Annotated in this window: 16 protein-coding genes; 12 read left to right on the top strand and 4 right to left on the bottom strand. The window is 68.0% G+C overall.

The window, feature by feature from the left end; genetic code table 11:
* Positions 1–178 precede the first annotated feature (178 nt).
* Together ABQE89_RS18585 and ABQE89_RS18580 are read left to right on the top strand one after the other, a co-directional pair.
* On the top strand, positions 179–709 hold the full coding sequence (locus ABQE89_RS18585; protein ID WP_448419258.1) for a MaoC family dehydratase: 531 nt from the start codon (positions 179–181) through the stop codon (positions 707–709).
* On the top strand, positions 706–1,131 hold the full coding sequence (locus tag ABQE89_RS18580; protein ID WP_448419256.1) for a MaoC/PaaZ C-terminal domain-containing protein: 426 nt from the start codon (positions 706–708) through the stop codon (positions 1,129–1,131). Before ABQE89_RS18585 ends, ABQE89_RS18580 begins: the two co-directional genes overlap by 4 nt.
* Positions 1,132–1,138: 7 nt before the next feature.
* On the opposite strand, the gene ABQE89_RS18575 is transcribed toward ABQE89_RS18580, so the two are convergent.
* Positions 1,139–2,596 carry an aldehyde dehydrogenase gene (locus ABQE89_RS18575; protein WP_448419254.1) on the bottom strand — a complete coding sequence of 486 codons (1,458 nt, stop codon included), beginning with the start codon at positions 2,594–2,596 and terminating at the stop codon, positions 1,139–1,141.
* 57 nt (positions 2,597–2,653) lie between these two features.
* Between ABQE89_RS18575 and ABQE89_RS18570 the strand changes: the two genes are divergently transcribed.
* From ABQE89_RS18570 to ABQE89_RS18560, 3 genes are all read left to right on the top strand, one after another.
* On the top strand, positions 2,654–3,973 hold the full coding sequence (locus tag ABQE89_RS18570; RefSeq protein WP_448419252.1) for a lipocalin-like domain-containing protein: 1,320 nt from the start codon (positions 2,654–2,656) through the stop codon (positions 3,971–3,973).
* 10 nt (positions 3,974–3,983) lie between these two features.
* Complete coding sequence (locus ABQE89_RS18565; protein ID WP_448419250.1) at positions 3,984–5,330, top strand: pyridoxal phosphate-dependent decarboxylase family protein; 1,347 nt, start codon at positions 3,984–3,986, stop codon at positions 5,328–5,330.
* A gap of 73 nt (positions 5,331–5,403) precedes the next feature.
* Positions 5,404–6,405 carry an esterase family protein gene (locus tag ABQE89_RS18560; RefSeq protein ID WP_448419248.1) on the top strand — a complete coding sequence of 334 codons (1,002 nt, stop codon included), beginning with the start codon at positions 5,404–5,406 and terminating at the stop codon, positions 6,403–6,405.
* 1 nt (position 6,406) lies between these two features.
* On the opposite strand, the gene ABQE89_RS18555 is transcribed toward ABQE89_RS18560, so the two are convergent.
* On the bottom strand, positions 6,407–6,805 hold the full coding sequence (locus ABQE89_RS18555) for an Rv0313 family protein (RefSeq protein WP_448419246.1): 399 nt from the start codon (positions 6,803–6,805) through the stop codon (positions 6,407–6,409).
* A 102-nt stretch (positions 6,806–6,907) separates the two neighbouring features.
* Here ABQE89_RS18555 and ABQE89_RS18550 point away from each other — a divergent pair, with 102 nt between their 5' ends.
* The 4 genes from ABQE89_RS18550 to ABQE89_RS18535 all read left to right on the top strand — a co-directional run bounded on the left by ABQE89_RS18550 (position 6,908) and on the right by ABQE89_RS18535 (position 8,963).
* Complete coding sequence (locus ABQE89_RS18550; RefSeq protein ID WP_448419244.1) at positions 6,908–7,717, top strand: nuclear transport factor 2 family protein; 810 nt, start codon at positions 6,908–6,910, stop codon at positions 7,715–7,717.
* Positions 7,718–7,746: 29 nt separating this feature from the next.
* On the top strand, positions 7,747–7,932 hold the full coding sequence (locus ABQE89_RS18545; protein WP_448419242.1) for a hypothetical protein: 186 nt from the start codon (positions 7,747–7,749) through the stop codon (positions 7,930–7,932).
* Between the two features lie 69 nt (positions 7,933–8,001).
* Positions 8,002–8,565: a hypothetical protein gene (locus tag ABQE89_RS18540; RefSeq protein WP_448419240.1), complete on the top strand. Its 564-nt coding sequence runs from the start codon at positions 8,002–8,004 to the stop codon at positions 8,563–8,565.
* Positions 8,566–8,594: 29 nt separating this feature from the next.
* Positions 8,595–8,963, top strand: a complete 369-nt coding sequence (locus tag ABQE89_RS18535; RefSeq protein ID WP_448419238.1) for a DUF732 domain-containing protein — start codon at positions 8,595–8,597, stop codon at positions 8,961–8,963.
* Positions 8,964–9,030: 67 nt separating this feature from the next.
* Here ABQE89_RS18535 and ABQE89_RS18530 read toward each other — a convergent pair whose 3' ends face one another.
* Positions 9,031–9,339, bottom strand: coding sequence for a hypothetical protein (locus tag ABQE89_RS18530; protein WP_448419236.1), 309 nt, complete (start codon positions 9,337–9,339; stop codon positions 9,031–9,033).
* A 154-nt stretch (positions 9,340–9,493) separates the two neighbouring features.
* Complete coding sequence (locus ABQE89_RS18525; RefSeq protein ID WP_448419234.1) at positions 9,494–10,300, bottom strand: hypothetical protein; 807 nt, start codon at positions 10,298–10,300, stop codon at positions 9,494–9,496.
* Between the two features lie 125 nt (positions 10,301–10,425).
* On the opposite strand from ABQE89_RS18525, the gene ABQE89_RS18520 reads away from it, so the two are divergent.
* From ABQE89_RS18520 to ABQE89_RS18510, 3 genes are read left to right on the top strand one after another with little or no spacing between them, the layout of a single operon-like run.
* Positions 10,426–11,736 (top strand): NAD(P)/FAD-dependent oxidoreductase, encoded by a 1,311-nt coding sequence (locus tag ABQE89_RS18520; protein ID WP_448419232.1) that lies wholly within the window; start codon positions 10,426–10,428, stop codon positions 11,734–11,736.
* A 33-nt stretch (positions 11,737–11,769) separates the two neighbouring features.
* A complete protein-coding gene (locus ABQE89_RS18515; RefSeq protein ID WP_448419230.1) occupies positions 11,770–11,961 on the top strand; it encodes a hypothetical protein in 192 nt (63 codons plus the stop codon).
* 12 nt (positions 11,962–11,973) lie between these two features.
* Positions 11,974–12,465 carry an NUDIX hydrolase gene (locus ABQE89_RS18510; RefSeq protein WP_448419228.1) on the top strand — a complete coding sequence of 164 codons (492 nt, stop codon included), beginning with the start codon at positions 11,974–11,976 and terminating at the stop codon, positions 12,463–12,465.
* The last annotated feature ends 10 nt before the right edge of the window (positions 12,466–12,475 follow it).

The following is a 12,475-nucleotide window of genomic DNA, read 5'->3' as shown; positions in this document are numbered from 1 at the left end:
CAACGCGTGCGCGGACGAGAGGCATGGCTGGTTAGGTTGAAGACCTCGGCATCGATCCGCGCGGTTTCCGACGACCTGGGAACGGGTATCTCTGCGATCACCTGCCGGGCGCGGACAACGCATGTCATCACCGAGGGGTATGTGCCGCCCGCGTCCGGCAGGGCCCGGTGAGCCGGCGGTGAGCGGGGACATCGGCTATGAGTTCGCGTTCGGCACCTATGCGGACGCGCTGCGCATGGTCGGCACCCGCACCGCACCCAGACACGCGGGCAGCGCGGTCAGCGCGGCGCGCATCCAGCATTTCGCGGCCATGGTCCGCGACGCCAACCCGGCCTACTGGGACGACGCGTTCGCCCGCGACACCTGGGGCGGGCTGCTCGCTCCGCCCGCGATGGTGATGGGCTGGCTGATTCCGCCGCCGTGGTTGCCGACCACCGAAGCGCCTCGTCCGTCGATCGCGATCCGGGTACCGCTGCCCGGTACGACGTTCATCAACGCCGGCAACGAGGCCGAGTTTCTCGAACCCATCCGCGAGGGCGACCGACTGCATGTCATCGAGGAGGTGGTCTCGGTGTCCCCGGAGAAGACGACACGTCTGGGGACCGGACATTTCGTGCAGACCTGTGACGAGTTCTACCGCGCCGACGACACGTTGATGGCCGTCAACCGCAACACCCTGTTTCGCTTCACTCCGGCGGGCCGGTCATGACATGGGATGACGTAATGGTCCCGACCGAACTCGCGGAGGTGGTCGACCCGGTCGACTATCAGCGTGTCGTGATGAATCCGGGGGCGACGTGGGATTACTTCCCCGGGCACTACGACCCGGAATACGCACGCCGGCACGGGCACCCGACGATCTTCGTCAACACCATGCACATCGCCGGGTTCGTCGACCGGGTCGCGACCGACTGGGCCGGACCCCACAGCCGGGTGGTGCGGCGCAAGGTGTCCTTGCTCGGCTCGATCTACGCGGGCGATTTCATGGTGGCGCGCGGTTCGGTGGTCGGAAAACGGGTGGATGCGGCGGGCGGAAATCGTCGATACCTGGTGGACCTCGAGGTGGCCGTGTACAACCAGCGCGACGAACTGTGCTGTCCCGCCGAGGTCACCTTGCAGGTGCGCCGCTGACCACGGCTCATGCCAGGTCGGGCAATTTTCCCGCGCTCACCGTGGACTGCAATTCGACGTAGGCGGACAGCCCCTCGACGCCGAACTCGCGGCCGATACCGGACTGCTTGAAACCGCCGAACGGGGCGGTGGTGTCGAGGGTGTACATGTTGATGCCGTAGGTGCCGGCGCGAACCGCGGCCGCGATCTCCAGTCCGTGCGCGACATCGGAGGTCCATACCGAGCCGGCCAACCCGTAGTCGGTGTCGTTGGCGATGCGGATGGCGTCGGCCTCATCGGAGTACGTCAACACGGTCAGCACCGGCCCGAAGATCTCCTCGCGGGCGATCGTCATGTCGTTGGTCGCGTCGGTGAACAGCGTGGGCTGTACATACCAGCCGCGGTCGTGAGGTTTCTCGGTGCCGCCCAGCACGATTCGCGCACCCTCGTCGAGGCCGGCCTGGATGTAGCCCTGCACCCGGTGCTGTTGGCGCTGCGCGACCAGCGGCCCGATGTCGGTGGACTCGTCGGTGGGATCGCCGACCTGCAGCCCGCTCATCATCTCCGCGAGGGCATCGACGACCTCGTCGTGTTTGCGTTGGCTGACCAGGATCCGGGTCTGCGCGACGCACGCCTGGCCGTTGTTCATCAAGCTGGCGGTCTTCAACTGGCCGACGGTGTCGGCGATGTCGGCGTCGTCGAGGATGATCGCCGCGGACTTGCCGCCCAATTCGAGGCTGACCCGCTTGAGTTGCTGGCCGCAGAGCGCGGCGATATGCCTGCCGGTCGCCGAGGAACCGGTGAACGAGATCTTGTCCACGCCGGGATGACGCACCAGACTCTCGCCGGTCTCCCGGCCGCCGGGCACGATCGACACCACACCTTCGGGCAGCTCGATCTCCTCGAGCATCTCGGCCAACCACATGGCGTTCAACGGGGTTTCGGGTGCGGGTTTGACCACCACAGTGCAGCCGGCGATCAGCGCAGGAATCATCTTCGGCATGATCAGGAACTGCGGGACGTTCCACGGCACGATCGCCCCGACCACGCCGACCGGTGCGCGCCGCACGTGCACGTCGCCGAACAGTCCCGGGCGCCGCTCGACCCAGGGGAACTCCCGCGCGGTGGCCATGTTCACGTGCATCTGGGCCACCGCGCCCACACCCTGGCCCAACCTGCTGAAGGCCTTCGGCGAGCCCATCTCGGCGGTGATGAGGTCGGCGATCGCGTCGGTCTCCGCGGCGTAGATCGCGGCGAGTTTCTCGATCTTCGCCAGCCGGTCATCGACGCTGAGCCGCGGCCACGGACCGTCGTCGAACGCCTCGCGCGCCGCGGTGACGGCTCGGTCGACATCCTCGGGCGAGGCTTCCGGCGTGCCGCCGATCGTCTCCTCGGAATGCGGTGAGACGACCGAGAGCCGTTGGCCGCTCGACGGACTCTGCCACCGGCCACCGATGAACAACTCATCGTAATCGAGCGATCTCACGCTGTCTCCCGCCTAAAGTCGCTATCAATGCAAACATAGTCAAAAAGGTGGAGCTCCGTGACCGAACCGCGGCCGGCCGGCTGGCGTCGTTACCCGTTTCAACTCGTAGGTGCCGACCACCAACTCGATTTCCCCGCCGCCGAGGCCAACCACTCCGATTGCGAATCCGACACGTGGTTTCTGGCGGGCGAACTCACCGCCGAGGGCGGTCGCCGGTTCGCGTTTCTGACGATCTTCAACAAGAACCGGCCCGCACAGTCGATCGTGGCCGACTTCCACACCTTCGCGCTGTTCGACATCGACGCGGGCACCTACGGCACCTTCACCGACTACGACATGCCGCCTGCCAACATGGCGCCGGGCGCCAGGCCGAAGATGTCGCTGGCCGATGACCGTCTCGACCTCGCATACCGCAGCGACGCAGGAACTTCGGTGTGGCGGACCTGCCGCGACGGCAACGGCCGGCTGCTGCCCTACACCTACGACGTCAGCCTCGCGGGAACCGACGCGGCCGGTGCCGCGATGCGACTGGACCTGCACCTCACCCCGTCGCGAGCCCCGGTGCCGCTGGGCGCGGCGACCCAAAACGGCCGGATCGAGTGCTTCGGTCAGAAGGACACCCACTCCTACTTTCAGACCGGGATGACGATGACGGGGATGCTGGCCTGGGGCACCCACCGCGAACCCGTGACCGGGCACGCCGGGCACGTCGACCGGCAGTGGTTTCCGTTGATCGCCAACGTAGGCGGCACGGACGGCGATATCCGATGGCGCGCCCACGAATGGCGAACGATCAACCTGGACAACGGGATCGACATGAGTATCTGGCACCAGTACGACCGGGCCAACCGCAATGCCCCACAACCCTTCTCGGGTGCCACCGTGAGCTATCCGCACGACAGTGCGGAACCCGACTACGTCGACGACATCGAGGTGACCGTCGAGAGCTACGTGCGCTGGCCGGAGTCGGTGCGCACGTTGACGCGTCCGCCCGCCGTCGCGCGCTATCTGCCGGATCGCCACCGGCTGACGTCACACCGGCTCGACCTCGACCTCACCGGTGAGCCGTTGGTGCCCGCACCGGCCCACGGGCTGCCCCTGGAGTACATGGAGGGCCCGTACCGGTATCACGGCAGCCTGCGCGGACAACCCGTCACCGCGTTCGCTTTCTACGAGCGGTCCCTGGCCCTGTACCGGGACTGGGAGCTGGTCGACGTGTTGGGCAGCGTGTTGGGGGAGTCGCGAGTTGCCAAGCTGCGCAGCCTGATCGACGCCGGCCACCGAGACGAGGCCGTCGTACACCTGGACTCCCGGGTGGCACGCGACGCCGGAGCCGACACGATCGTCGACGATCTGCTGACAGCGCTCGGAAAGTAGCGTGGGAGAGATGCACCGATTATTCGCCGACGTCACCGAGCGCGCACTGGGCTACCTCGACGGGCTCGACTCGCGGCCGGTGGCGCCCACCGCCGCGGCCGTCGACGGACTCGGCCGGTTCGACGAGCCGATGCCCGACGGGCCGACCGCGCCGCGCGAGGTATTGCAGATGCTCGACGAGATCGGCTCGCCGGCGACGGTGGCCACCGCAGGCGCGAGATATTTCGGCTTCGTCACCGGCGGCTCACACCCCGCCGCCCTCGCGGCGAACCTGCTGGCCGGCGTGTGGGATCAAAACGGCGCTTACCGGGTGATGTCGCCGACCGCCGCCCATCTCGAGGATGTCAGCGCCGAATGGTTGCGCGACGTCCTGGGACTGCCCGCGGCCGCGGGAGCCGGATTCACCACCGGCGCGACCATGGCCAACCTCGCGTGCCTCGCGGCGGCCCGGCATGCGCTGCTGCAGAAGTCGGGATGGGACGTCGAGGAGGACGGGCTGTTCGGCGCACCGTCGATCCGCGTCGTGGTGGGCGACGAAGTGCACGCGAGCATGCTCAAGGCTCTGTCGCTGCTCGGGCTGGGCCGCTCGCGCGTCGAGCGGGTTCCCGTGGATGATCAGGGCCGCATCCGAGCCGCCGCGCTGCCGCAGTTGTCCGGCGACACCGTCGTGTGCATTCAGGCGGGCAACGTGAACACCGGCGCCTTCGACCCGGCCGCCGAGGTGTGCGCGGCCGCCCGCGACGCGGGTGCCTGGGTACACGTCGACGGCGCGTTCGGGCTGTGGGCGGCCGCGGCGCCGAGACTGGCACCGCTGGCCGACGGATACGCCGAAGCCGACTCGTGGGCCGTCGACGCCCACAAGTGGCTCAACGTGCCCTACGACAGCGGTATCGCGTTTGTCCGCGACGCGGCACACCTGCGGGCGGCGATGACCGTCGGCGCGGCCTATCTCATCGCCGGATCCGCGCGCGAACCCTCTCACTTCACCCCCGACATGTCCCGGCGGGCGCGCGGAGTCGAGATCTGGGCAGCGCTGCGGTCGCTGGGGCGGACCGGCCTGGCCGACCTGATCGACTCGTGTTGCAGGCACGCGGCCCGGTTCGCAGAGGGGTTGCGCGGGGCGGGGTACGAGATCTTGAACGACGTGGTGCTCAACCAGGCGTTGGTGTCGTTCGGCGACGACGAGCGGACCCGTCGGGTGATCGAGGCGATCCAGGCCGACGGCACCTGCTGGTTCGGCAGCACGGTATGGCAGGGCCGGACCGCCATGCGGATCAGCGTGTCGTCGTGGGCCACCACCGACGAGGACGTCGAACGCAGTCTGCGCGCGGTCAACCGCATCGCCCGCGACGCCTGAACCACCGCGCCATCACCCCCGGCGGGCGTATCGTCCGGAGAGGTCGGGACCGAGGTCGCGATGGAGGGCGTCGATGACGGTCGTGGGGATGGTGTCAGCCTGCTGGTCAAAACGCCTGGTAGCTGCGGCAACCGTGGCCGCCGTGCTGCCCGCGCTGGTCGCCGGGTCCGGCGGGTCGGCCATGGCGACCGCGTTCTCGGATCCGGCGCTGCCCGTCGAGCACCTCGCCGTGCCGTCGGCGGGGATGGGCCGCGACATCCGCGTCGAGTTCCTGTCCGCGGGACCCGATACGCCCGCGCTGTATCTGCTCGACAGCATGGAGGCGGGGGAGGACCTCAACGGCTGGGACATCAACACGCAGGCGTTCGACTGGTATGACGGATCGGGGATCTCGGTCGTCATGCCCGTCGGCGGGGCGTCGAGTTTCTACAGCGACTGGTATGCCCCGGCCGTCGGCAACGGCCGGACCTACACCTACAAGTGGGAGACCTTCCTCACCGAGGAGCTCCCGGCCTGGCTGGCGGCCAACAAAGAGGTCCGGCCGACGGGCAATGCCGTCGTCGGCTTCTCGATGGGCGGGTCGGCCGCGCTGATCCTGGCGGCGTTTCACCCCCGGCAGTTCGTCTACGCGGGGTCGCTGTCGGGCTTTTTGAACCTCTCCGCCCCGAACTGGAGCGGCCAGGTGCGGGTCGCGATGATGTGGAACGGCGGCTTCGACCCGGCGGCCATGTGGGGTCCGCCCGGCGATCCGGCCTGGGCCCGCAACGACCCGACCGTCCAGGCCGGCAGGCTGGCCGCCAACGGCACCCGCATCTGGGTCTACTGCGGCAACGGCACCTCGTCGGACCCCGCCCTGGCCAGCCCCGACGCCCCGATCGCCGGCCTGGGCTTTCTGGAGGGGTTCGCGGTCGAGTCCAATCGCGCGTTCGTCGACGCCTACATCGCCGCGGGTGGCAACAACGGCGTCTTCAACTTTCCGGACGGCATCCACAGCTGGGGTCACGCCGGTCAGCAACTCCGGCAGATGAAGCCGGACATGCAAAGGGTGCTGGGGGTCTCGGGGATTCCGGGTTAGGTCAGTCCTCTTCGGGTGCGGCCTCGGCCGCGTCGAGCACGCTCACCGCGATGCCGTACGGCAGGAACCGCACTCTGCGGGTCGGGTCCGTGTTGTTCTTGTTGGCCCGCAGCGCGTCCAGTTCGGTGGGGTACACCTGCTCGATGTGGGCGCCGCCGTCGTCGTCGACGGTGTAGATCACCCAGACGCCGTCGCCGGTCTCACCGGTGGTCTCGGGTTCGTGCCGTGGTCGTGAGTACCCGGTGAACTCGTCGACCAGGTTGGCCCAGCCCGCGCGTTCGCCCTGGGTGTTGAGTAACCTGCCGAGTCCCTCGAACGCGTCGCGCAACCCCTCTCCGGCTTCACGCACCACGCGATCGAAATCGTCGGGATCGAACCCGAAAGGTCCGTTGCTGCTCATGGGGTTCCTCCTTCGGCCGGTGCCCCTGCACGGTCCTGCGTCCAGTGTGCCCGCAGGTGGGTGTCTAGTCGACTGCGGCCGTTGCAGGTGGTAGGGAACCTTATGGCCTTCTCTCGCGCGGATGTGCTGGCGACGGCGGCGCGCTCACCCGCGGCGGCGAGCGCGCGCGACCGCGACGGCTGGGTGGGCCTGTTCACCCCGGGCGCCCGTGTCGAGGATCCGGTGGGGTCGCGACCGCACTGGGGTCCGGTGGCGATCGGGCACTTCTACGACACGTTCATCGGCCCGCGCGACGTCGAATATCTGCCGGACGTGGACCTCGTCGCCGGTCTGACGGTGATACGGGACGGTGTGCTGCGCGCCGGTCTGGGCGCCGTGACCCTGGACGTCCCGATCTACATCCGCTACGTCCTCCAGGAATCCGACGGCGAGCTGAAGATCGCTGCCCTGTCGGCGTTTTGGGAACTGCCCGCGATGGTGGGGCAGTTCCTGCGCGGCGGCGTCGCCGGGGTGCCCGCCGGGCTACAACTGTCCGGTCTGCTACTCGCCAACCAGGGCGTCCTCGGCACGTGGGGCTTCCTCGGCGGCTTCCGCGGTGCCGGGTCGGCGGGCAAGCGGCAGTTCGGCGAGTTCCTCGCCGACGCACAGAACGGCGACGAGGTCGCGATCCGCCGTCGACTCGCCAAGGGAACACAGCTCACCGGGGGCGACGGCACCCCGATCACCAGCGCCGAATTGCGGTCCCGGCTTGCTGGTGGCGTTCCGCGCAAGGTGATCGCTGCGGGCTCCGCCCTGGTCGCGGGCATCGACCACGATGGCCGCCGCGACATCCTGTTCGCCGACGTGAGCGCCAAGCCGTTCGCGATCAGGAAAATCCGCTACTTTCCGGGGACGCCCGACGACGTAGTTTGAGCGCGCTGTGAACCGGTAAACCGGGGCGCATGAATCCGGGCAGAGACGGCGACGATTCCGAGGCCGACGTCGGCACCGACGAGCATGTCGCCGGATCCCGGGCGGGCAAGACGGGTGGCGGCGACGGCACCTACGTCGGGCAGACCGCGTCCGACGACGCGATCGACACCGGCGAGACGGGTGCCGAGGCGCGCGGCCAGGAAAACCGTCGTTAGCTGCGGCGTTGTCTCGATTCGGTCGCGTTGTGCCGCTCGGACGTGCGGACGTGAGACGGTATAAGCACCATGCACGCCGATGACGAACTGACCTACGAAGAGTTCGGTCGCAAGTTCTTCGAGGTCGCGGTGACCGAGGCGCGGGTCGGCAGCGCGATCGGCCAGATCGCGGGCGACGAGTTCCAGATCGGGCCGATCGCCCAGGGCCCCGGCAAGATCGCCAAGGTCACCGCGAAAGTCAGGGTCCAGCAGCCGCGCGTGACGCGCGAGCTGGGCGACCAGATCACTTTCTCGATACGCATCCCGTTGGAGATCGACATGGTCGTCGACCTGCGCATCGACCGGCCGAAGTTCATGGTGTTCGGCGAGATCGCGCTGCGGGCGACCGCCCGCGCGGCCGAACCGCTGCTGATCGTCATCGACGTCAGCAAGCCGCGGGCCTCCGACATCTCCATTCACGTCACATCGCAGTCGCTGCGCGGGGAGGTGCTGCGGATCCTGGCGGGCATCGACGCCGAGATCAAACGGTTCATCGCCGCTCATGTCGCCGGCGAGATCGACAGCCCGGCCTCACAGAAGGCCAAGATCATCGACGTGGCCACCAGCATCGACGTCGCCTGGACCGGAATGTGACCGGCTGAGGCCCCGGGTACCATTCCCGGGTGCTTCGAACTGCTTCTGTCTTCGCGCTGAGCGCCGCGTTGCTCAGCACCGCCACCGCCGTCTCGGCATCCGCGCATGCCGACCCCGTCGACGACGCCTTTCTGGCGGCGGTGACCGAGGCGGGCGTCGTCATGGGCGATCCCGGCCGCGCCGTCATGCTCGGCGAGCAGGTGTGCCCGATGTTGTCCGAGCCCGGTCAGACCGCGGCCGACGTCACCTCCAGGGTCGCCGAGGTGGGCGGTATGTCGCTGGGCCCTGCGACGATGTTCACCGGGATCGCCATCTCGATGTTCTGCCCGGCGATGGTGTCGTCGATCGGCAACGGCGCCCTACCGTTCCCGATCCCACTGTCGATCCCGGGCTGGTAGCCCGAAATGCCAACGAGGGGCGTCCTGTTGGACGCCCCTCGGTCATTTTCGGCTGTTCGCTTACGCATCACTTCACGTCGACGTAGATCGTGTTCTCCTTGACCGTCACGAAGTTGCGCTGGCTGCCCAGCACGTGCTGGCCAGCGTCGATGCGCTCATAGGTGGTGCCGGGGCGAACTGCGATCACCTGGGCCTGGTCCAGCGGAGCGTTTCCGATCCGGTTGACGATCACCGTGTAGCCCTGTGACCGCAAGTTGTTGATCGTGTCCTGGGCGTTGGCGGGGCCGGTGGGCGCCGCTCCTGCGGTTGCGGCCAGGCCGATGACTGCGGTGGCCAACGCGCCTGCGATGGCGGTGCCGATTCCAAGCTTTCTCATCGTGCTGCCTTCCTTCTATCGTCGGGGCTCTAACGAGAGCTCCACCACGTAGAACCAGCAGGTCAGCGGTTTAATTCCGTTGGCAGCTTTTGATCGTTCTTGGCAGTAAATGATCGTTGTGTCCCGTAATCCGGGAGCACACAGAAGATTTCGGCTAGAACAGCCGCGTCAGTCGCGTCATGTTCAGTGGCATTCCGACCCCACTGAGCTGAGTAAAAATGTCCTCCAAGCGCTTTCGCGGCATGTCCATCCGCCATTCGGAGGCCACACCCGATAGCGCGACCATGTCGGGGCCGAATTCGACTCCGGTCAGCTGCACGCCGTGCGGTAGCGGTGGCAGCTGCACCGGGTAGGCCGGGATGCGCGCGGGAAGTGGTCTGCGCCACTGCCGTACGACCAGGGCACGTGGCCTGAGCCACACCGTCGTACCGTCGAGCCGGGCCTCGACCTCGACGTGCCCCAGGCCGGGGCGTCGGGCGCGACGCAGCCGGGCCACGCCGTCACCGCCGACCTCACCGGCCCATCGCGGCGCCACCCACCGGAACAGCTCGTCGATGGCCACCGCGGGCACCTCCAACGTCAACTCCACCGGGGCGGCCACCAAAACCGGCGGGACGGTCGGCCGGATGTGCACGTTGTGCAACACCGCCGTCGCGTGGTCGAATCGGTGGCCCTGCCAACGGATGTCACGCGCGGCCAACCGGACGTCGTCGAGCTGACCGACCGATAACCGGCGCACGTCCAGCCGGGAGTCGAATTCGGTGACGGTCAGCGTGAGCTCACCATCGTCGAGTTGGATCGCGAGCTTGCGCCCCACCACCATCCGTCGCACGGTGGTGAACAACGTCCGGTACGCGACGGCCGCTCCGGTGCTGACCGGGGCCGCCGCCGTCGTCGACCACAGCGCCGTCAACATGTCGATCGGCCGGAACGGGTCGAACCGGCGAAGCGGGCTCGTCATCTCATCAAGCATCCTCCCATCACGGCGCGATCGGGCGCAGCGTCGGATAGTTGACGAATATCGGCCGATTCCCCCAGCGTCCGACTCGCGATGGCGGCGGCGCCGCTTCCGTACAGTGGGTGCCAATGACCTCCGTGGTGATCGTCGGCAGTGGATTCACGGGCTTCGAATGCGCCCGCCAGCTCTCCCGGAAGCTCCGCAGCAGCGACCCGTCGGTCGAGGTCTCGATCATCTCGCCGGTCGACTACATGCTGTACACGCCGCTGTTGCCGGATGTCGCGGGCGGTGTGGTCGACGCCCGCTTCGTCGCGATTCCACTGGCCAACGCGCTGCGCGGGGTGCAGGCGATCCGCGGTCGCGTCGACGAGGTCGACCTGACCGGGCGCACCGTCACCTTCACCGACCCCGAAGAGCGCTCACGCAGCATGTGCTGGGACCGGCTGGTGCTCACACCCGGCTCGGTCACCCGACTGTTCGACGTGCCGGGGCTGGCCGAACACGCCCGCGGGCTGAAGTCCACCGCCGAGGCGTTGTACCTCCGCGACCACGTGCTCGAGCAGTTGGAACTGGCGTGCGTCGACGACGATCCGGGACGCGCCGCCGCACGGCGCACCATCGTGGTGGTCGGCGCGTCGTACTCGGGCACCGAGCTGGCCGCCCAGTTGCGGGCGCTGGCCGACTCCGCGGCCAAGCAGCTCGGTTTCGATCCGCAGGATGTCACATTCGTCCTGCTCGACCTCGCCGAGCAGGTGATGCCCGAGGTCGGTGAACGCCTCGGCACGGCGGCGATGCGGGTGCTCGAGTCGCGCGGTGTGGACGTGCGGCTGGGCGTCACCCTCAAGGAGGTCCACTCCGAGCACGTGGTGCTCAGTGATGATTCGCTGATCCGCACCCACACCGTCGCGTGGGTGACCGGTGTCACCGCCGCGCCGCTCATCGAGAAGCTCGGACTGCCCACCGAGAAGGGCCGGCTGAAGGTCACCACACAGCTGCAGGTGCCCGGCCATCCCGACGTGTTCGCCGCCGGCGACGCCGCGGCCGTCCCCGATGTGACGCAGCCCGGCAAGATCACGCCGCCCACCGCACAGCACGCCACGCGGCAGGGAAAGGTGTTGGCCCGCAACGTCGCAGCCAGCCTGGGCCACGGAAAGCCGAAAATTTACAAACACCGCAACATGGGCCTGGTCGTCGACCTCGGGCCGCGCTATGCGGTGGCCAACCCGCTCAACATCGCGCTGTCCGGGTTCCCCGCGAAGTTCGTCACCCGCGCCTACCACCTGTACGCCATTCCGCGGTTCGTCAACCGGTGGGCGGTGTCACTGGCTTATCTGACCGACGCCTTCTTCGACCGGTCGGTGGTCTCGATGGGCCTGTCGTCGCGGGAGGATGCGCAGTTCTCGGCCAGCGAGGGCATTCCGATGGCCAGCGGCCACTGATTCAAAGTCGCGCGGCGGGGGAAAGCTACCGGCATGGCTACATACCGCGTGTTGAACCCGAAGGGCGAGGTCGTCGACACCAAGGACATCGAGAGCGCCGATGACGCGCACGCCTGGTTCGTCGACCAGAAGGCCGAACCCGAACTGGGCTGGCGCATGGAGGTCAAGTCCGATGACGGAGACTGGGCGTTCTTCGACAGCAGCGAAGGCGACCGCAAGTACTGACCCTGGAGACGGATGCCCAAACTCAGCGCGGGGCTGCTGCTGTACCGGCAGGTCGACGGTGAACTCGAGGTACTCATCGCCCATCCCGGCGGCCCGTTCTGGGCACGCAAGGACGCCGGCGCCTGGTCGATTCCCAAGGGCGAGTACACCGACGGAGAAGACCCGTGGACCGTCGCGCGACGCGAGTTCGAAGAGGAGTTGGGTAAGCAGGCGCCCGACGGCCCGCGCATCGAGTTCGCGCCGCTGCGTCAGCCCAGCGGCAAGGTGATCACGGCCTTTGCCGTGCGCGCCGACCTCGATCTCGAGGGCACCTTCTCCAACACGTTCACCCTGGAGTGGCCGAAGGGGTCGGGCACGGTCAGGGAGTACCCCGAGGTGGACCGCGTCGGGTGGTTCTCCGTGGCACAGGCTCGGTCGAAGCTGCTGAAAGGCCAGCGTCCGTTGCTCGACCAGTTGCTTGCGGCGCTCGCAGACGACGCGTCGGACGGGTCTCGATCGCGTTGATGGTCAGCGC

It is taken from the genome of Mycolicibacterium sp. XJ1819, assembly GCF_053483675.1.
The sequence above is the reverse complement of the archived record's forward strand: the minus strand, read 5'-3'. Positions and strand labels throughout refer to the sequence as shown.